This window comes from Methylobacterium nigriterrae (genome assembly GCF_037106235.1).
Lineage (GTDB): Bacteria > Pseudomonadota > Alphaproteobacteria > Rhizobiales > Beijerinckiaceae > Methylobacterium > Methylobacterium nigriterrae.
Genome location: NZ_JBAWTG010000097.1, coordinates 1 through 17,416, shown reverse-complemented (window position 1 = coordinate 17,416; position 17,416 = coordinate 1). Strand labels below are relative to the sequence as shown.

Here is a 17,416-nt window from a genome sequence, read left to right as displayed (position 1 = left end):
TGCCGGTCCGATAGGCTGCCGGCGAATCGGTCGAGGCGGCCTCGATCCGTGCCGGAGCGCTCCCTTGATCCGCCTTCGGTTCTCGTTGCTCGCCGCTCTCCTCGCGCTGGCCCCGGTGCCGGCCGCTTTGCAGGCCCAGCAGGCCGCGCCGCCGGGGCGCGCGCGGGTCCCCCCACCGGGGCGGGTGAGGGACGGGGGGCGGGGTGCGACGTCTCCGGCTGCGTCGCACCCCTCACCCCGTCCGCGTGCCGCGGACTCGACCTCTCCCGCACGGGAGAGGTGGGGCGGCGCGCTGTCTCCGCCGGCAATCACGAAGACGCCGGTGCAGGGCCAGAAGCGTTAATCGTCCGGGTGCGGGTCCCCTCTCCCGTTCGGGAGAGGGACCGGGTGAGGGGTGCGACCGATCCGGAGATGTCGCACCCCTCACCCGGTCCGCGTTCCGCGGACTCGACCTCTCCCGAACGGGAGAGGCCTGGGTCATGGCACCCGCTCAGGCCGCGAGCGAGCGTAGCACGTAGGGCAGGATGCCGCCGTTGCGGAAGTATTCGAGCTCGTCGAGCGTGTCGATCCGGCAGGTGAGCGGCACCTCCTGCTTCGAGCCGTCCGCCGAGGTGATCTCGGCGACGAGCGTCTGGCGCGGCTTGAGCTCGCCGGCCAGCCCCCGGATCGTGACGGTCTCGTCGCCCTTCAGGCCGAGCGAGGCCCAGGAGGTGTCGCCCTGGAAGACCAGCGGCACCACACCCATGCCGACGAGGTTCGAGCGGTGGATGCGCTCGAAGCTCTCCGCCACCACGGCGCGGACCCCGAGCAGCTTGGTGCCCTTGGCCGCCCAGTCGCGCGACGAGCCGGTGCCGTACTCCTTGCCGGCGAAGACGACGAGCGGCGTGCCGGCCTCCGCGTATCTCTGCGCGGCGTCGTAGATGAACATCCGCTCGCCGGAGGGCTGGAACAGCGTCCAGCCGCCCTCGACCACGTTTCCGGCCTCGTCGCGCACCATCTGGTTCTTGATGCGGATATTGGCGAAGGTGCCCCGCATCATCACCTCGTGGTTGCCGCGCCGCGTGCCGTACTGGTTGAAGTCCTGCACGCGGACCTGGTGCTCCTGCAGGTAGGCGCCGGCGGGCGAGGCCGCCCGGATGTTGCCGGCGGGCGAGATATGGTCCGTGGTGATCGAATCGAGGAACAGGCCGAGGATGCGGGCTCCCTCGATGTCGGTCACGGGCGCCGGCACCTTCGCCATGCCCTCGAAATAGGGCGGGTTCTGCACGTAGGTGGAGCCTGAGTTCCAGGCGAAGGTCTCGGCCTCCGTCACCTCGACGTCCTTCCAGTAGCGGTCTCCGCCGAACACGTCGGCGTAGCGCGACTTGAACAGGCCCGAGCTGATGGTCCTGTCGATGAACGCCTGCACCTCGCTCGAGGAGGGCCAGATGTCGGCGAGGTAGACGGGCTTGCCGTCCGAGCCCGTGCCGAGCGGCTCGGTGGTGATGTCGACCTGCATCGAGCCCGCGAGCGCGTAGGCCACGACGAGGGGCGGCGAGGCGAGGTAGTTCGCCCGCACGTCCGGGTTCACGCGCCCCTCGAAGTTGCGGTTGCCGGAGAGCACGGCCGCCGCCACCACGTCGTTGTCGTTGATCGCCTTGGAGATCGGCGCGGGCAGCGGACCCGAATTGCCGATGCAGGTGGTGCAGCCGAAGCCGACGAGGTTGAAGCCGAGCGCGTCGAGGCTCTGCTGCAGGCCGGCCTTCTCCAGGTACTCCGCCACCACCTGGCTGCCGGGGGCGAGCGAGGTCTTCACCCAGGGCTTCGAGCGCAGGCCCTTGGCGACCGCGTTGCGGGCGAGCAGGCCAGCCCCGATCATCACGCTCGGGTTCGAGGTGTTGGTGCAGGAGGTGATGGCCGCGATCACCACGTCGCCGTGGCCGATGTCGAAGTTCGCGCCCTCGACCGGATAGCGCTTCGCCAGCTCGGCGGCCTTGCGGAACTCGGTCTCCATCGACTGGGCGAAGCCGGGCTTCGCCGCGTCGAGGAGCACCCGGTCCTGCGGGCGCTTCGGGCCGGCGAGCGAGGGCCGCACGTCGCCCATGTCGAGTTCGAGCGTGTCGGTGAAGACGGGGTCGGGCGTGTCGGCGTCGCGCCACATCCCCTGCGCCTTGGCATAGGCCTCGACCAGCGCGATGCGCTCGTCCGAGCGGCCGGTGACGCGCAGGAAGTCGATGGTCTTCCGGTCGACCGGGAAGAAGCCGCAGGTGGCGCCGTACTCGGGCGCCATGTTGGAGATCGTGGCACGGTCGGCCACCGCCATGTCGTCGAGGCCGGGGCCGTAGAATTCCACGAACTTGCCGACGACGCCCTTCTTGCGCAGCATCTGGGTGACGGTGAGCACGAGGTCGGTCGCCGTGGTGCCCTCGGGCAGACGCCCCGAGAGCTTGAAGCCGACGACCTCGGGGATCAGCATCGAGAGCGGCTGGCCGAGCATCGCGGCCTCGGCCTCGATGCCGCCGACGCCCCAGCCGAGCACGGCCAGGCCGTTGACCATGGTGGTGTGCGAATCGGTGCCGACGAGGCTGTCCGGATAGGCGACCTCGGAGCCGTTCGAGGCATCGGGATCCTTGCGCGTCCAGACGGTCTGCGACAGGTATTCGAGGTTGACCTGGTGGCAGATGCCGGTGCCGGGCGGCACCACGGAGAAATTGTCGAAGGCCGACTGGCCCCATTTCAGGAAGGTGTAGCGCTCGCCGTTGCGCTGGTACTCCAGCGCCACGTTGTCGGCGAGCGCCTTCGGGGTGCCGAACTCGTCGACGATGACCGAATGGTCGATCACGAGGTCGACGGGCACCAGCGGGTTGATCTTCTGAGGGTCGCCGCCGAGGGCGACCATGGCGTCGCGCATGGCGGCGAGGTCCACGACCGCCGGCACGCCCGTGAAGTCCTGCATCAGGACGCGCGAGGGCCGGAAGGCGATCTCGGTCTCGGTCTTGCCGCGGTTGCCGAGCCAGGCGACCGCCGCCTCGATGTCGGCCTTCCTGACGGAGCGGTCGTCCTCGTAGCGGAGCAGATTCTCGAGGAGCACCTTCATCGAGAACGGCAGGGCGGCGGCGTCGGCCAGCCCGTTCCGCGAGGCCCCGGGAATCGAGTAGTAGGTGTAGGTCTTGTCCCCGACGCTGAGCGTCTGGCGGGACTTGAAGCTGTCGAGCGATGCCACGGCTAGTCTGATCCTCGCTGGCGTTTGTCGAACACGCGCAGGCATAACCTGCGCCACGAACAGTGTTCGGCTGATCTCGCGCCGTCGCCGGCGCGCGCCGCCCCGGGGGCGCCCGGGCAGGATGATGCGCGAGGGGCGAATTGGACGCCCGAGGGTCGCGCGGCGCAGCCTGGGGCCCGTATAGAACAGTTCGAAATTCGCCGCTACGGGGTGGCGATGACAGCCGCGCGCGGGTGTCCCGCGGGCGTGGACGCCGCTCAGGCCGGACCGTATCCTCGCCGCACCAGGAGGCCGCGATGCTTGCCCTTAATCTGCCACCCGAGATCGAATCCCGGCTCGATGCCCTCGCGAAGCGCACAGGGCGCAGCAAGGACGAGCTTGCCCGCGAGGCGATCCTGGAGCATCTCGAAGCGCTCGAGGATGCGGATCTCGCCGAGCGCCGCCTCCAGGCGCTCGCCCGGGGCGAGAGCGGGACGGTTCCCCTCGCCGCCCTGATGGCCCGTTATGGCCTGGAGGATTGAGTTCGAGCGCTCGGCCGAGAAGGAACTCGCGGCGCTCGGGCCGGAGGCCGCGCGGCGGATCCTGCGCTTCCTCCACGAAAGGGTCTCGCCACTCGACGATCCGCGTGCCATGGGCGAGGCGCTGAAGGGCGTGAGGCTCGGCAGCCTGTGGAAATACCGGGTCGGGGATTATCGCGTGATCGCCGCGATCGAGGACGGCGCCCTGCGCATCGTGGTGGTGCGCATCGGGCATCGCCGCGAGGTCTACCGATAAACCTGCTTCGTCCGAAAGCCGATCCGTGCGCCTCACCGTCTCCGACCTTGCCGTCCGCCGCTCCGGGCGCCGCATCTTCGCGGGGCTCTCCTTCGCGCTCGGGCCCGGCGAGGCGCTGATGGTGACGGGGCGCAACGGGGCCGGCAAGTCGACGCTGCTCGCCGTGCTGGCCGGCCGGCTCAAGCCCGATGCCGGCGAGGTCCGGGTCGCCGATGTCGGCGAGGCGAGCCTGCCCGAATGCCTGCACGTCGTCGGCCACCGCGACGGGCTCAAGGGCGCGCTCACGGCCGCGGAGAATCTCCGCTTCGCCCGCGACCTCCTGGGCGATCCCGCCCTGGCGCCGCGCGAGGCGCTCCGCGAGATGGGCCTCGCCCACGCGCTCGACCTGCCCGTGGCCTACCTCTCGGCCGGGCAGCGGCGGCGGGTGGCGCTCGCCCGCCTCCTCGTCTGCCACCGGCCGCTCTGGCTGCTCGACGAGCCGACCGCGGCCCTCGACGCCGCCTCGCAGGCCGTGCTCGCCGGGCTGATGGCCCGCCACCGCGCGGCCGGCGGCCTCGTGATCGCGGCGACCCACCAGGCGCTCGGCCTCGACGGGGCCCGCGAACTGCGCATCGAGCGCCCGGCCCTCCCGGTCGAGGACGCCCTGGAGGCGCTTGCGTGATCCGCGCCTTCCGGGCCCTCGTCGCCCGCGACCTCGCGCTCGCCGCCCGCGTCGGCGGCTCGGGGGCGCTCTCCCTCGTGTTCTTCCTGATGATCGTGGCGCTCGTGCCCTTCGCGCTCGGCCCCGACCTCAACCTCCTGTCGCGGATCGGCCCCGCCATCCTGTGGCTCGCGGCGGTGCTCGCGACGCTGATCGGCCTCGACCGCCTGTTCCAGGCCGACGAGGAGGACGGCTCGCTCGACCTGATGACGGGCGCGCCCGCCCCGCTCGAACTGGTGGTTCTCGCGAAAGTGATCGCGCACTGGCTCACCACCGGCCTGCCGCTGGCGCTCGCCTCGCCGCTCTTCGGCCTGCTCGTGGCGCTCGACGGCACCGCCATGGGCGCCACCGCGCTGACGCTCATCGTCGGCACGCCGGCCCTGACCTTCGTGGGCGCGATCGGCGCGGCGCTCACCGCCTCGATCCGGCGCGGCGGCCTGATCCTCGCGGTGCTCGTCCTGCCCCTGATGATCCCGACCCTGATCTTCGGCGTCTCGGCCGCGCAGGCCGCGCTCGGCGGCAGCGTGCCCTTCGCGACGCCGCTGACGATCCTGGCCGCGCTCAGCCTGATCGCGGCGGTGGTCGGCACCTTCGCGGCGGCGGCCGCGCTCCGCTGGTCGGAGTGACGGGGCGGGCGAGGCCGGGCTGCGCCCCCGGCCCGCATTGCCGCTGCACCGCACCCCGGGCTAAAGCGGAGCCCATGACGACCTCGCTCTGGACCCGCCTGTCCAATCCCGGCCACTTCATGCGCTGGTCGGGCGCCGCAATGCCCTGGCTCGCCGGGCTGGCGGGTCTGATCCTCGCCGTCGGCCTCTACCTGTCGTGGTTCGTGGCGCCGCCCGACTACCAGCAGGGCGAGACGGTGCGGATCATGTTCATCCACGTGCCGGCGGCTTGGCTCGGGGTGTTCTTCTACGGCGCGATGGCGCTCTCGGGAATCGGCACGCTGGTCTGGCGCCACCCGCTCGCCGACGTGGCGCAGCGGGCGGCCGCGCCGATCGGGGCGGCTTTCACCCTGATCTGCCTCGTCACCGGCTCGCTCTGGGGCAAGCCGATGTGGGGCACCTACTGGGTCTGGGACGCGCGGCTCACCTCGATGCTTATCCTGTTCCTCATCTACTGCGGCATCATCGCGCTCTGGCGCACCATGGAGGATCCGAACCGCGCCGCCCGCGCGGTGGCGATCCTGACGCTCGTCGGCGCCGTCAACCTGCCGATTATCAAGTTCTCGGTGAACTGGTGGTCGACCCTGCATCAGCCGGCCTCGATCCTGCGCATGGGCGGCTCGACCATCGACCCCTCGATGCTCTACCCGCTGCTCGTCATGATCGCCGCCGCCACGCTCGCCGGCGTGACGCTCCACCTCTACGCGATGCGCACCGAGATCCTGCGCCGGCGCGTGCGCACGCTCACCATCCGGCAGGCGGAGCGGCTCGATGCCGGCGCGCCCGCCGTCGCGCCGCCGGCCGCGCCCGCCGGCTCCCTGCCCCTCGGCCAGGCCCTCTGAGGCATCGGCGGACATGAACCTCGCCCCCCATCTCGGGCCGCATGGCGGCTTCATCCTCGGCGCCTACGCCTTCGCGGCCCTCGTGATGGCGGCCCTGATCCTGAACGCCGTGCGCGACCAGCGCGCGCAGAGGCGGGCGCTCGCGGCGCTGCAGGCCGGCGAGCCGGGGGAGCGCCCGTGATGCGCGATCCCGGGAGCGAGCCCGTGACGGGCGGACCGGAGGCGTCGCCCAGGCCGGTGCGCCGCTCGCTGCTGCTCGTCGTCCCGCTCGTGGCCTTCGCCGTGCTGGCGGGCCTGTTCTTCCTGCGCCTGCGCTCGGGCGCCGACCCGGCGGCGATCCCCTCGGCCATGATCGGCAAGCCCGTCCCGGCCTTCCAGCTCGCCGGCGTGCCGGGGCTCGAGGCCGACGGCAGCCCCGTGCCCGGCCTGTCGAGCGAGGATCTCAGGGGCGGCGTCACGCTCCTCAATTTCTGGGCCTCTTGGTGCGCCCCCTGCCAGGTCGAGCACCCGATGCTGATGCGGCTCGCGAAGGAGCCGGGCCTGCGCCTCGTCGGCATCGACTACAAGGACGCGCCCGAGAACGGCCGCCGCTTCCTCGCCCGCAACGGCGTGCCGTTCGGGGCCGTCGGCCTCGACGCGACGGGCCGCGTCGGCATCGATTTCGGGGTCTACGGCGTGCCCGAGACCTTCGTCATCGGGCCGGACGGCATCATCCGGGACAAGCTCGTCGGCATCGTCACGCCGGAGAACCTCGCCAGCGTGCTGGCGAAGGTCCGCGCCGCCGGGAAGGCGGGCGGGCAGGCGGCGCGCTGAGCGCGGCCGGCCCACGCTCGACCTCATCCTGAGGTGCCGCAGCGCAGCGGCGGCCTCGAAGGAGGGTTCCAGGGAGCGCAGGGGCCACTGGACTCCTCCTTCGAGGCCGCTGACGCGGCACCTCAGGATGAGGTCGGGGGCGGGAGCCCTCACCCATGCCGAAGCGATCGAGCGATCCGGCAAGGGCCACGCCGAGCGGCGGCAGTCCGCGATCCCGCCCGGCCGCCTCACGCCTTGGCGGGGTCCTCCGCCTCGGCGCTCTTCTGCTCGTAGCGGGCGAGCAGCGGGGTCTGGGCCAGCGCGAACAGGACGGTCAGCGGCATGATGCCGAAGACCTTGAAGTTCACCCAGAAATCCTCGCTCTGCGTGCGCCAGACCGCCTCGTTCAGCGCGGCCAGCGCCAGGAAGAACAGGCCCCAGCGCAGGGTCAGCTTCCGCCAGCCCTCGTCGGTCAGCGCGAACACGCTGTCGAGCACGACCGACAGGAGCGGCTTGCCGAAGGCGAGCCCGCCGAGCAGCACGAGCCCGAACAGGCTGTTCACGATGGTGGGCTTGACCATGATGAAGGTCTTGTCCTGCAGGACCAGGGTGAGGCCGCCGAACACCACCACCACGACGCCGGAGACGAGCGGCATGATGGGCAGGCGCCGCACCAGCCCGTAATGGATCGCCAGCGCCGTCACGGTCGCGGCGATGAACAGCCCCGTCGCCGCGAACAGCTTCTGGTCGGGCGCGACGCCGAAGCGCTCCGCGTAGGCGTTGCCGAGGAAGAACAGCACCAGCGGGCCGAGCTCGAGGGCGAGCTTCGGCAGCGGGGCGAGGTGGCGGCGCGGGGGGACGGGTTCGATCTGCATGCACGGTTCTGGCTGCGCGGCGGCGGGCGGGTCAAGGGGCGCTGACGGTGCGCCGGCCGCAAGCGTCGTTGTGATGCCGCCCGTCCTGGCGCCGCCGGACCCGATGCAGGCTCGCGTCCAGCCGTTTCCCGCAGGAGCCGTGTCGCCCATGACGATCATGACGATCCGGATCGACCACGCCAAGATCGAGGCGCTGCTCTCCGACCTCGCGGAGCGCACCGGGCGCGACCGAGACGATCTGCTGCTCGACGCGATGCGGCGCGAGCAGGCGCGCCTTGAAGCGGAGCGTAGGCGGGACGCGGCCGGACTCGCGGCCGATGCCTTCGCCCGCGACGGCAAGGGCCGCCATCCGGCGGCCCTCAATTTCGGCGACTGCTTCGCCTACGCGCTGGCTCGATCCCTCGACGCGGCCCTGCTCTTCGAGGGCGGTGACTTCGCCCAAACCGACCTTCGTCCCGCCATGCCCTAACCCTTCTCCAGCCCGGCGATGGCGCGCGCGAAGTCGCGGGCCGCGAAGGGCTCGAGGTCCTCGACCCCCTCGCCCACCCCGATGAAGTGCACGGGCAGGCCGAACTTCGCGGCGAGCGCCACCAGGATGCCGCCGCGGGCCGTGCCGTCGAGCTTCGTCATGACGAGGCCGCTGACGGGAGCGGCCTGCGAGAACAGCTCGACCTGGCTCAGCGCGTTCTGGCCGACGGTCGCGTCGAGGACGAGGAGCGCGGCGTGGGGCGCCTCCGGGTCGAGCTTGCGCATGACGCGCACGATCTTCTCGAGCTCGGCCATCAGCCCGGCCTTGTTCTGGAGGCGGCCGGCGGTGTCGATGAGGAGCACGTCGGTGCCCTGGCGCCTGGCATCCTGCAGGGCGTCGAAGGCGAGGCCGGCCGCGTCCGCGCCCTGCGGCCGCGTGACGACCGGCGTGCCGGTGCGCTCGCCCCAGACCTTGAGCTGCTCCACCGCCGCCGCCCGGAACGTGTCGCCCGCCGCCAGCATCACGCTGCGCCCCTCGGCCTTGAGCTTCAGGGCGAGCTTGCCGATCGTCGTCGTCTTGCCGGCCCCGTTCACCCCGACCATCAGGATCACGAAGGGCTTGGCGTGCGCCCCGACCCGCAGCGGCACCGCGACGGGATCGAGCGCGCGCTCCACCTCGGCCGCCAGGATCGAGCGGACCTCGTCGGGTGAGATCCCCTTCTCGTAGCGGCCCTTGCCGACCGCCTCCGAGATCCGCGCCGCGGTCTCGACGCCGAAATCGGCCTGGATCAGCGCGTCCTCCAGATCCTCCAGCGTCGTCGCGTCGAGCTTGCGCTTGGTGAAGAGCCCCGTCACCCGGTCCGACAGCGACGAGGAGGTGCGCTTCATGCCGGCGGTGAGGCGCCCCCACCATCCGCGCGCCTCCGGCCCCTTGGCGGCGTCGGTGGCGAGCGCCGCCGCGCTGTCGAGGGGCTGGATGTCGGGGTCGGGCGCCGCCTCCGGGGGGCCGGCCTCGACGGGCTCGGCCGGCCCGGGCTCGCGGGCCGGCGCGCCCGTATCGGCGGGCTCGGCCCCGCGCTCCGGGGCGTCGCCCGCGGTCCCGGACGGCGGGCGCTCGGCCTCGCCCTCGATCGGCTGCAGGTCGGCGCCCTCGATCTCGTCCGGGAGGCCGTTCCGGTCCGGGTCTCCGGGGCTCGGCTCGGTCGGCGGCAGCGGCACGTGCGCGACGTCGTCGGCGGCGGTCGCGAAGTCGGGCTCTCCCTCCGCCGGCGAGGCGGAGGCGTCCCTCCCCGGCGCATCCGGCGGCGCGGACTCCGATGGCACGGACTCCGATGGCACGGACTCGGCCTCGCCCGGGGCCGGCGCCCCCTTGCGGCCGAACAGGCGGCCGAACCAGCCCGGCTTCTCGTCTTCACTCATCTCGTCCTTGCTCCCGCGCGCCGCCTCGACTAGAGCGTCTGCCGTGATCCCCGGATCATGGCAGACGCCCTAACTCTCTATGCCGTCGTATTTTCTCGCCTCGGACCGGCGTCCATCCCGGCGGAGAATGCACGGACCGGCCCGCATGTCCGATCCATCGAAGATCCTGCCAGACATAGGGGCGCGCCTCCTCTACCGCGATGCCCTCCTGCTCGTCATCGACAAGCCGGCGGGCCTGCCCGTGCATCCGGGGCCGAAGGGCGGCGAGACCTTGACCGACCATCTCGACGCCCTGCGCTTCGGCCTGCCCCGCCGGCCCGAGGCGGTGCACCGCCTCGACCGCGACACCTCGGGCTGCCTCGCGCTCGGGCGCCACGCCAAGGCGCTAGCCCGCCTGAACCGGCTGTTCGCGACCTCGGCCGCCGAGAAGACCTACTGGGCTCTCGTGGCGGGCGGTCCCGAGGCGGAGGCCGGCCGCATCGACCTGCCGCTCGCCCGCCGCTCGGACGATCCCCGCAGCTGGTGGATGAAGGCGGATCCGGAAGGCGAGCCCGCCCTCACCGAGTTCCGGGTGCTCGGCCGCGCGCCCGGCGCCGCCTGGCTCGAGCTGAGGCCGGTCACCGGCCGCACGCACCAGTTGCGCGTGCACTGCGCCGCCATGGGCTTCCCGATCCTCGGCGACCCGATCTACGGCGACGCCCCCCGTGCCGGCGGCCCGGGCCTGCAGCTCCACGCCCGCGCCCTGAGCCTGCCGCTCTACCCGAAGAGGCCGCCCGTGCGCGCCGAGGCGCCGGTGCCGGAACACATGCGGGCGGGGCTGGCGGCGTTCTCGGCCGGGCGCGGGCCGCCTCTCCCGGGCGGGTGATGCGGGCTGCCCTCGATCGCTCGATGCGCCCCTCACGCGGCGGTGAGCATCCGCCCGTCGTGCCCCGCGATCACGACCTCGCGGATCTCGCCGGGCTCGGCGGCGAGCCGCACCGGCGTGAAGGCCTCGGTGCGGCCCGTGCCGCCCCGCTCGGCCAGCACGCGGCGGGTCTGCCCGACCTCGGCGTCGAGGTGGCGCGCCAGCGCCGCCTCCCCGGCCGCCCTCAGGCGGGCTGCGCGCTCGCGCACGATCCCGGGGGCGACCGGCGGCATCCGGGCGGCCGGCGTGCCGGGCCGGGGCGAGTAGGGGAAGACGTGCAGATGCGTCAGCCCGCACTCCGCCACGAGGTCGAGGGAGCGGGCGAACTGCGCCTCCGTCTCCGTCGGGAAGCCCGCGATCAGGTCGGCCCCGAAGACGGTGCCGGGGCGCAGGCGCCGGACCGTCTCGCAGAAGGCGATGGCGTCAGCCCGGGCGTGGCGCCGCCTCATCCGCTTCAGGATCAGATCGTCGCCCGCCTGCAGCGAGAGGTGGAGGTGGGGCATCAGGCGGGGCTCGCCGGCGATCGTCTCGAGGAGCGCCGCATCCGCCTCGATCGAGTCGATCGAGGAGAGGCGCAGGCGCGCGAGCCCCGGCACGCCGTCGAGGATCGCCCGCGCCAGCCGGCCGAGGCTCGCGGGCTCCGGCAGGTCGCGCCCGTAGGCCGTGAGGTCGACGCCGGTCAGCACCACCTCGCGCCCGCCATGCTCCACGATCCGGGCGACCTGCGCGACGACCGCCGGCAGCGGCACCGAGCGCGAGGCCCCGCGCCCGAACGGGATCACGCAGAAGGTGCAGCGGTGATCGCAGCCGTTCTGCACCGGCACGAAGGCCCGGGTGTGCCCGGCGATCCCCGCGATCCGCGTCGGCGCGAGGTCCCGCGCCGCCATGACGGCGCCGGGGCCGCCTTCCGCGGCGCCCGCCCGCCACGTCTCGGGCCGCAGCTTGTCGGCGTTGCCGACGAGCCGGGCGACCTCGGGCATCGCCCGGTAGAGCGGCGTCTCAACCTCGGCGCCGCAGCCCGTCACCACGATCTCGGCGCCCGGCCGCTCCCGCGCGATCCGGCGGATCGCCTTGCGGGCCTGCCGCCCGGCCTCCTGCGTGACCGCGCAGGTGTTCACGATGACGCGATCCGGTCCCGCCGGACCGGCCACCGCGCGCATCACCTCGGATTCGACTGTGTTGAGCCGGCAGCCGAAGGTCAGCGTCTCGACGCTCATGCGCTGGCGTTCATGAAAAGTTCCGGCGCCAGCGTGCCCTCGCCCTCGAGGTAGACCGGCCCGGTCATCAGGACGTGGTCGTCCGCCCGCCACTCGATTCCGAGCTCTCCCCCCGGCAGGCTCACGGTGGCGCCGCGGCCGATCATCCGCAGCCGCGAGGCCGCCACCACGGCGGCGCAGGCGGCCGTGCCGCAGGCGAGCGTCAGCCCGGCGCCGCGCTCCCAGACCCGAAGCTTGATCGCCTCGCGCCCCGTCACCTGCGCGACCGAGATGTTGGCCCGCTCCGGGAAGATCGGATGGTTCTCGAGCATCGGCCCGATCCGGGCGAGGTCGTAGCTCTCGGGATCGCGGTCGACGAAGAACACCGCGTGCGGGTTGCCCATGCTGACCGCCCCCGGCGAGTGCAGGATCGGATCGTCGATCGGCCCGACCTGCAGCTCGATCCGGCGCGTGTCCGGAAAGGGATCGCGCAGCGGGATCTCGTCCCAGGCGAGCCGCGGCCGGCCCATGTCGACCGTGAAGGAGCGGTCGGCCACGCGCTTCACCTCGATCAGGCCCGCCTTCGTCTCCAGGGTCAGCCGGCCGCTCTCGGCGGGCCGCGCCATGGCGGGATCGTCGAGCATCGCGAGGGCGACGCAGCGGGTTCCGTTGCCGCAGGCCCCCGATTCCGAGCCGTCCGTATTGTAGATGCGCAGGAAGGCGTCGGTGCCCGGCGTCGCCGGATCATGCATCACCATGAGCTGGTCGAAGGCCGAGTGGACGTCGCCCGCGATGGCGCGCGCCTCCGCGGGCGACACCTCGATCGGGCTGCCGCGGAGATCGAGCACCACGATCGCGTTGCCCGCGCCGTGCATCTTCAGGAACCGTCTGTGGGCGAGTGCGCTCATGCCGTCCGGGGTTCTCGGGTCTTTGGTATGGGCGACCCTATATGGCAAAGCGCCTCCCCATGCACGAGGGGCGCATGCGCGGGTCAGATCTGCCCGGCGACGCGCGGACGCTTCCCGTGGCCGGCGGCATTCGCCACGACCTTGCCGGTCCGATAGGCTGCCGGCGAATCGGTCGAGGCGGCCTCGATCCGTGCCGGAGCGCTCCCTTGATCCGCCTTCGTTTCTCGTTGCTCGCCGCTCTCCTCGCGCTGGCCCCGTTGCCGGCCGCTTTGCAGGCCCAGCAGGCCGCGCCGCCGGCCTCCGACGCGCCGCCGCCCGCGGTGGCGAACCCGCTGCCGACGACCACCGCGCCCGACACCGGCAAACCCGATCCGAACCGGACCACTGCGCCGCTGCCCGACAAGGCCGTCGCGCCGCCGACCGGCTCGCCCGTTCCGAGCGCGGCGCCGGCCCCGCGCCAGACCCTCGTGGAGACGCCCGGCGACGCAAACGATGTCGACGAGGTCTCGCTGCCCCCGAAACCCGCCGCGATCCTGTCGGGCAAGACCAAGTGGGAGGAGGCGGTGCCGAGCCTCAAGGCTGCCTTCGCGCGCATCGAGGGGGAACTCGCCAAGGCCGGCATCGGTCCGACCGGCCGGCCGATCGCCGTCTTCGCCAAGACCGACGATGACGGCTTCCAGTACGAGGCCATGATCCCGATCGGGCAGATGCCCAGCGCGAAGCCGGCCGAGTCGGAGGGCGTGCATTTCGGCACGACGCCGAGCGGCAAGGCCCTGCGCTTCCCCCACAAGGGCTCCTACGACGAGATCGACGGCACCTACGAGACGCTGACTGCCTATCTCGATGCCAAGGACATCGTCGTGCAGGACCGCTTCATCGAGGAATACGTCACCGATCTCAACGACCGCGCCGACGAGAAGCTCGACGTGAACATCTACGCCCTCGTGAAGTGAGGGCAGGCGGCTGCCGCAAGTTGACGCGGCCGGCCCCTCGACCCGGCGCCGGCGGGAACCGGCGCCGCCGCTCGCGGATTCGGGCCCCATGGCCATCGTATCCGGACCTGACCTCGCCGGCCCTCGCCCCCGCCGCGCGCGCGCCGATACCCCGCCCGCCGACGCGGCCCTCGCCGCGAAGGCGATCGAGATCCATAGGCTGCTCTGCCAGGTCTACGGCTGCCCGATCCCTTACTTCCACAGCCCCGATCCCTTAAGTGAACTCGTTTCCTCTCTCCTCTCGCATCGGACCCGCAACGCCGAATCCGGCCGCGCCTTCAAGGCCTTGCGAGTCCGCTTTCCCGACTGGGAGGCGGTGCGCGACGCGCCGGTCGCCGTGGTCGAGACGGCCATCGCGGGCGTGACCTGGCCCGAGCTCAAGGCGCCACGCATCCAGGCGGTGCTGCGCACGGTGGCCGAGCGGCACGGCGCCCTGTCGCTCGATTTCCTGCGCGGAATGACGGTGCCCCACGCCCGCGCCTGGCTCGAGTCGATCCCCGGGATCGGTCCGAAGACGAGCGCGGCCGTGCTTGCCTTCTCGCTCCTGCGGATGCCGGCGCTGCCCGTGGACAGCCACCATCACCGGGTGGCGCAGCGCCTCGGGCTGGTCGGCCCGCGCATCGATGTCGGCCCGTCCCACCCGATCCTCCGAGCGCAGTTGCCGGCGGATTGGAGCGCGCAGGATCTCTACGACAACCATGAGGTCCTGATGCTGCACGGCCAAGCCGTCTGCCACTACCGGAACCCGGCCTGCGGCGCCTGCGTGCTGCTCGATCTCTGCCCGACGGGTCGGGCGCGGAACGGCTGAGCGTCTCGCGCCGACGGACGGCGGCTGGCCGGACGAGCCGGCTTTCCCGTCCTTGACCGGCCCGCGCCCGGGGTGTCAGAAACCCGCCGCTCAACGGACGCGAGATGGCCTCGGTCCACGTCGACTCAAGGCTTCAGGGAACCCGCGCCGATGGCCGCGTTCAAGCAATTGGTATTCTCCGGCGTGCAGCCGACCGGAAACCTGCATCTCGGGAATTATCTCGGCGCCATCAAGCGTTTCGTCGAGATGCAGGCGCGGGCGGAGTGCCTCTACTGTGTGGTCGACCTCCACGCCATCACTCTGTGGCAGAACCCGGCCGAGCTGAGGAGCCAGATCCGCGAGGTCACGGCGGCCTTCATCGCGGCCGGCATCGACCCGAAGCGCTCCATCGTCTTCAACCAGAGCCAGGTGCATCAGCACGCGGAGCTGGCCTGGATCCTCAACTGCGTCGCCCGCCTCGGCTGGCTGAACCGCATGACCCAGTTCAAAGACAAGGCCGGCAAGGACCGCGAGAACGCGAGCGTGGGCCTCTACGACTATCCCGTGCTGATGGCCGCCGACATCCTGGCCTACCGGGCAACGCACGTCCCCGTCGGCGAGGACCAGAAGCAGCACTTGGAACTGACCCGCGACATCGCCCAGAAGTTCAACAACGACTTCTCGGACTCGATCGCCGCCCACGGCCACGGCGAGGGCTTCTTCCCCATCACCGAGCCGCTGATCGGCGGGCCGGCTGCCCGCGTGATGTCGCTGCGCGACGGCACCAAGAAGATGTCGAAGTCGGACCCCTCCGATAATTCGCGCATCAACCTCACGGACGATGCCGACGCCATCGCCCAGAAGGTGCGCAAGGCCAAGACCGACCCGGACGCCCTGCCCTCCGAGGTCGCGGGCCTCGCCGGCCGGCCGGAGGCCGACAACCTCGTGGGCATCTTCGCGGCCCTGAAGGGTGCGAGCCGCGAGGCGGTTCTGGCCGAGTATGGCGGCGCCCAGTTCTCGGCCTTCAAGGGTGCGCTCGTCGAACTCGCGGTCGAGTCCCTCTCTCCCCTGAGCGCCGAGATGAAGCGCCTCGTGGCCGATCCCGGCCATATCGACGCGATCCTGGCGGACGGCGCGGAGCGCGCCACCACCATCGCGGCCCCGACGCTCGATGCCGTGAAGGACATCGTCGGGTTCGTGCGGCGGAACGCGTAGGATTGCCCGATGACGATCCGGGCGCTGATCTTCGACGTCTTCGGGACGCTCGTCGACTGGCGCTCCGGCGTGGCGCGCGAGGCCGAGCACCTGCTCCGCCCCACCGCACCGGTACTCGATGGCGGCGCTTTCGCGGATGCCTGGCGGGCCCGCTATCAGCCCTCGATGGAGACGGTGCGCTCGGGCGCTCGCCCTTATGTCGACCTCGACGTGCTGCACGGTGAATCGCTGCCCGGCGTGATCGCGCAGTTCGGCATCGGATCGGTCCCCGAGCCCGTTTGCCGGAGCCTGATCCTGGCCTGGCACCGCCTTGACGCGTGGCCCGAGGTGCCGGCCGCGATGGCGCGGCTGAGGGAGAGCCATCTTCTCGCGCCCGTCTCGAACGGCCCGGTGCGGCTGATGGCCGACCTCGCACGGCGCAACGGGATCGTCTTCGACGCGGTGCTCGGCGCGGGCTACTCGCGAGACTACAAGCCCAAGCCCGCGCTCTACCGGGACGCCGTGGAGGCCCTCGGCTTCACCGCGGCCGAGACCCTGATGGTCGCGGCCCATTCCGACGACCTCGCGGCGGCGGCCTGCCACGGCCTCTCGACCGCCCATGTCGCACGACCCCGCGAGCATGGGCCTGCTGGCGGAGAGACCGCGCCGTGCCTGCCCGTCACGTACGCGGCCCGGGATCTGGCAGACCTGGCCGATCAACTCGGCTGCTGAGGACGATCGCCCTCAGGCTTCGCCCCGCGCCACCATCGCCTCGTATTCCGGCACCTCGAGGCGTCCTTCCTTGGCCACGCGCGCCCGATCCCCGTCGCTGATCACGTCGTGGGCAAGGTCGAGGCGCTTCCACGAGGCGAGCGGGGTCTCCCGGTCGGGCATCGGCACGTACTTGTTCTGCGCGATCTTCCGATACTTGTGGATGTAGCGCGGGCAATTGACCCAGATCTTCGTCACATCGACGCGTACGAGGTACTTGGCCTCGGTGTACTCGGCCATCAGCGGGTCGTCGCGCAGCAGCTTGGCGTGGCCCTGCACGCGGACGCGGTGTGGTGTCTCGAAGTCGATGAACAGCAGTCCGACCTTGGCCTGCCCCTCGACGTTGCCCATCGAATAGAACATGCCGTTGCCGTCGAAGCCCGGGAAGACGAGGGCGCTCTCGCCGATCACCTTCACGAAGCCGGGATTGCCGCCCTTGTACGAGACGGTCGGCATGCCGTCCGGGTCAACGCTCGAGAGGAAGAACATGTCGCGGCTGCTGATGAAGGCCGCCTCGTCTGCACTGATCGCCTCGTGCACCCAGTCGGTGTCGAGACGGTTGGCGAGCTTCACCGTCCCGAACTCTTCCTGCAGCGCGCGGTGCGCCTCGGAATAAAGCGACGCCATGCGCCTTCTCCCTGCGATTCTGACGTCCGCGCGATCCCGCACGGTTTCTGAGCGGGCGCATGGTGGTCGGAAAGCGTGGCCGCGGCAATCGCCGGCGGTCCGCGAGTACGGAAAAAAGGCCGGCCCGCGGCAGCGGACCGGCCCTGAAACCCGCGACGGTCAGGCCGAGCGAAGCCCGGCCTGTCTCGCAAACGATCAGATACTGCTGAGGAAATAGACCTTGGACGGGCGGGCCGGCGGTCTACGCCGCTTTTGGGACGAGCATGACGTCGTAGCCGAGGTTGGTCAGGCGCTGGACGA

At 71.7% G+C, this 17,416-nt stretch carries 19 protein-coding genes; 13 read left to right on the top strand and 6 right to left on the bottom strand.

Annotated elements, in window-relative coordinates; genetic code table 11:
* Positions 1-490: 490 nt before the first annotated feature.
* The gene (gene acnA / locus WDW90_RS27900) at positions 491-3,202 is read right to left on the bottom strand and encodes an aconitate hydratase AcnA (RefSeq protein WP_336490767.1); all 2,712 of its coding nucleotides are present in this window, start codon (positions 3,200-3,202) and stop codon (positions 491-493) included.
* Between the two features lie 296 nt (positions 3,203-3,498).
* Here acnA and relB point away from each other — a divergent pair, with 296 nt between their 5' ends.
* From relB to WDW90_RS27865, 7 genes are all read left to right on the top strand, one after another.
* Positions 3,499-3,723, top strand: a complete 225-nt coding sequence (gene relB, locus WDW90_RS27895) for a type II toxin-antitoxin system RelB family antitoxin (protein ID WP_336490766.1) — start codon at positions 3,499-3,501, stop codon at positions 3,721-3,723.
* Positions 3,707-3,976, top strand: coding sequence for a type II toxin-antitoxin system RelE family toxin (locus tag WDW90_RS27890; protein WP_336490765.1), 270 nt, complete (start codon positions 3,707-3,709; stop codon positions 3,974-3,976). Before relB ends, WDW90_RS27890 begins: the two co-directional genes overlap by 17 nt.
* 25 nt (positions 3,977-4,001) lie before the next feature.
* Positions 4,002-4,637 carry a heme ABC exporter ATP-binding protein CcmA gene (gene ccmA, locus WDW90_RS27885; protein WP_336490764.1) on the top strand — a complete coding sequence of 212 codons (636 nt, stop codon included), beginning with the start codon at positions 4,002-4,004 and terminating at the stop codon, positions 4,635-4,637.
* Positions 4,634-5,302 (top strand): heme exporter protein CcmB, encoded by a 669-nt coding sequence (ccmB, locus tag WDW90_RS27880; protein WP_336490763.1) that lies wholly within the window; start codon positions 4,634-4,636, stop codon positions 5,300-5,302. The genes ccmA and ccmB overlap by 4 nt, the downstream gene beginning before the upstream one ends.
* 74 nt (positions 5,303-5,376) lie before the next feature.
* The gene (locus WDW90_RS27875) at positions 5,377-6,183 is read left to right on the top strand and encodes a heme ABC transporter permease (RefSeq protein ID WP_336490762.1); all 807 of its coding nucleotides are present in this window, start codon (positions 5,377-5,379) and stop codon (positions 6,181-6,183) included.
* Positions 6,184-6,196: 13 nt separating this feature from the next.
* Positions 6,197-6,364, top strand: a complete 168-nt coding sequence (ccmD, locus tag WDW90_RS27870) for a heme exporter protein CcmD (RefSeq protein ID WP_336490761.1) — start codon at positions 6,197-6,199, stop codon at positions 6,362-6,364.
* A complete protein-coding gene (locus tag WDW90_RS27865) occupies positions 6,364-6,996 on the top strand; it encodes a DsbE family thiol:disulfide interchange protein (protein ID WP_336490760.1) in 633 nt (210 codons plus the stop codon). The genes ccmD and WDW90_RS27865 overlap by 1 nt, the downstream gene beginning before the upstream one ends.
* A gap of 227 nt (positions 6,997-7,223) precedes the next feature.
* Here WDW90_RS27865 and WDW90_RS27860 read toward each other — a convergent pair whose 3' ends face one another.
* Positions 7,224-7,850 carry a septation protein A gene (locus WDW90_RS27860; protein ID WP_336490759.1) on the bottom strand — a complete coding sequence of 209 codons (627 nt, stop codon included), beginning with the start codon at positions 7,848-7,850 and terminating at the stop codon, positions 7,224-7,226.
* 148 nt (positions 7,851-7,998) lie between these two features.
* Here WDW90_RS27860 and WDW90_RS27855 point away from each other — a divergent pair, with 148 nt between their 5' ends.
* Positions 7,999-8,319: a type II toxin-antitoxin system VapC family toxin gene (locus WDW90_RS27855; protein ID WP_336490758.1), complete on the top strand. Its 321-nt coding sequence runs from the start codon at positions 7,999-8,001 to the stop codon at positions 8,317-8,319.
* Here WDW90_RS27855 and ftsY read toward each other — a convergent pair.
* Positions 8,316-9,737, bottom strand: a complete 1,422-nt coding sequence (gene ftsY, locus WDW90_RS27850) for a signal recognition particle-docking protein FtsY (protein ID WP_336490757.1) — start codon at positions 9,735-9,737, stop codon at positions 8,316-8,318. The two genes, WDW90_RS27855 and ftsY, sit on opposite strands and share 4 nt — an antisense overlap.
* 145 nt (positions 9,738-9,882) lie before the next feature.
* Between ftsY and WDW90_RS27845 the strand changes: the two genes are divergently transcribed.
* Entirely contained in the window at positions 9,883-10,602 is a 720-nt protein-coding gene (locus WDW90_RS27845; RefSeq protein ID WP_336490756.1) for an RluA family pseudouridine synthase, read from the top strand.
* Between the two features lie 32 nt (positions 10,603-10,634).
* On the opposite strand, the gene mtaB is transcribed toward WDW90_RS27845, so the two are convergent.
* Together mtaB and dapF are read right to left on the bottom strand one after the other, a co-directional pair.
* Positions 10,635-11,858 (bottom strand): tRNA (N(6)-L-threonylcarbamoyladenosine(37)-C(2))-methylthiotransferase MtaB, encoded by a 1,224-nt coding sequence (mtaB, locus tag WDW90_RS27840; protein WP_336490755.1) that lies wholly within the window; start codon positions 11,856-11,858, stop codon positions 10,635-10,637.
* On the bottom strand, positions 11,855-12,745 hold the full coding sequence (gene dapF, locus WDW90_RS27835) for a diaminopimelate epimerase (RefSeq protein WP_336490754.1): 891 nt from the start codon (positions 12,743-12,745) through the stop codon (positions 11,855-11,857). The genes mtaB and dapF overlap by 4 nt, the downstream gene beginning before the upstream one ends.
* 206 nt (positions 12,746-12,951) lie before the next feature.
* Here dapF and WDW90_RS27830 point away from each other — a divergent pair, with 206 nt between their 5' ends.
* The 4 genes from WDW90_RS27830 (at position 12,952) to WDW90_RS27815 (ending at position 16,450) form a co-directional block, all read left to right on the top strand.
* The gene (locus WDW90_RS27830) at positions 12,952-13,698 is read left to right on the top strand and encodes a GyrI-like domain-containing protein (protein WP_336490753.1); all 747 of its coding nucleotides are present in this window, start codon (positions 12,952-12,954) and stop codon (positions 13,696-13,698) included.
* 88 nt (positions 13,699-13,786) lie between these two features.
* Entirely contained in the window at positions 13,787-14,545 is a 759-nt protein-coding gene (locus tag WDW90_RS27825; protein WP_336490752.1) for an endonuclease III domain-containing protein, read from the top strand.
* A 150-nt stretch (positions 14,546-14,695) separates the two neighbouring features.
* Positions 14,696-15,739, top strand: a complete 1,044-nt coding sequence (gene trpS, locus WDW90_RS27820; RefSeq protein WP_336490751.1) for a tryptophan--tRNA ligase — start codon at positions 14,696-14,698, stop codon at positions 15,737-15,739.
* Positions 15,740-15,748: 9 nt separating this feature from the next.
* A complete protein-coding gene (locus WDW90_RS27815; RefSeq protein ID WP_336490750.1) occupies positions 15,749-16,450 on the top strand; it encodes a haloacid dehalogenase type II in 702 nt (233 codons plus the stop codon).
* 12 nt (positions 16,451-16,462) lie between these two features.
* Here WDW90_RS27815 and WDW90_RS27810 read toward each other — a convergent pair whose 3' ends face one another.
* Positions 16,463-17,116, bottom strand: a complete 654-nt coding sequence (locus WDW90_RS27810) for a pyridoxamine 5'-phosphate oxidase family protein (RefSeq protein WP_336490749.1) — start codon at positions 17,114-17,116, stop codon at positions 16,463-16,465.
* Positions 17,117-17,416: the final 300 nt, after the last annotated feature.

What these genes read in the sequence shown, in the direction of transcription:
- trpS (WP_336490751.1), top strand. Translation starts at nt 14,696, where the DNA reads ATGGCCGCGTTCAAGCAATTGGTATTCTCCGGCGTGCAGCCGACCGGA.
- WDW90_RS27875 (WP_336490762.1), top strand. Translation starts at nt 5,377, where the DNA reads ATGACGACCTCGCTCTGGACCCGCCTGTCCAATCCCGGCCACTTCATG.
- WDW90_RS27845 (WP_336490756.1), top strand. Translation starts at nt 9,883, where the DNA reads ATGTCCGATCCATCGAAGATCCTGCCAGACATAGGGGCGCGCCTCCTC.
- ftsY (WP_336490757.1), bottom strand. Translation starts at nt 9,737, where the DNA reads ATGAGTGAAGACGAGAAGCCGGGCTGGTTCGGCCGCCTGTTCGGCCGC.
- WDW90_RS27890 (WP_336490765.1), top strand. Translation starts at nt 3,707, where the DNA reads ATGGCCTGGAGGATTGAGTTCGAGCGCTCGGCCGAGAAGGAACTCGCG.
- WDW90_RS27860 (WP_336490759.1), bottom strand. Translation starts at nt 7,850, where the DNA reads ATGCAGATCGAACCCGTCCCCCCGCGCCGCCACCTCGCCCCGCTGCCG.
- ccmD (WP_336490761.1), top strand. Translation starts at nt 6,197, where the DNA reads ATGAACCTCGCCCCCCATCTCGGGCCGCATGGCGGCTTCATCCTCGGC.
- WDW90_RS27815 (WP_336490750.1), top strand. Translation starts at nt 15,749, where the DNA reads ATGACGATCCGGGCGCTGATCTTCGACGTCTTCGGGACGCTCGTCGAC.
- dapF (WP_336490754.1), bottom strand. Translation starts at nt 12,745, where the DNA reads ATGAGCGCACTCGCCCACAGACGGTTCCTGAAGATGCACGGCGCGGGC.
- WDW90_RS27865 (WP_336490760.1), top strand. Translation starts at nt 6,364, where the DNA reads ATGCGCGATCCCGGGAGCGAGCCCGTGACGGGCGGACCGGAGGCGTCG.
- WDW90_RS27810 (WP_336490749.1), bottom strand. Translation starts at nt 17,116, where the DNA reads ATGGCGTCGCTTTATTCCGAGGCGCACCGCGCGCTGCAGGAAGAGTTC.
- WDW90_RS27855 (WP_336490758.1), top strand. Translation starts at nt 7,999, where the DNA reads ATGACGATCATGACGATCCGGATCGACCACGCCAAGATCGAGGCGCTG.
- relB (WP_336490766.1), top strand. Translation starts at nt 3,499, where the DNA reads ATGCTTGCCCTTAATCTGCCACCCGAGATCGAATCCCGGCTCGATGCC.
- WDW90_RS27825 (WP_336490752.1), top strand. Translation starts at nt 13,787, where the DNA reads ATGGCCATCGTATCCGGACCTGACCTCGCCGGCCCTCGCCCCCGCCGC.
- mtaB (WP_336490755.1), bottom strand. Translation starts at nt 11,858, where the DNA reads ATGAGCGTCGAGACGCTGACCTTCGGCTGCCGGCTCAACACAGTCGAA.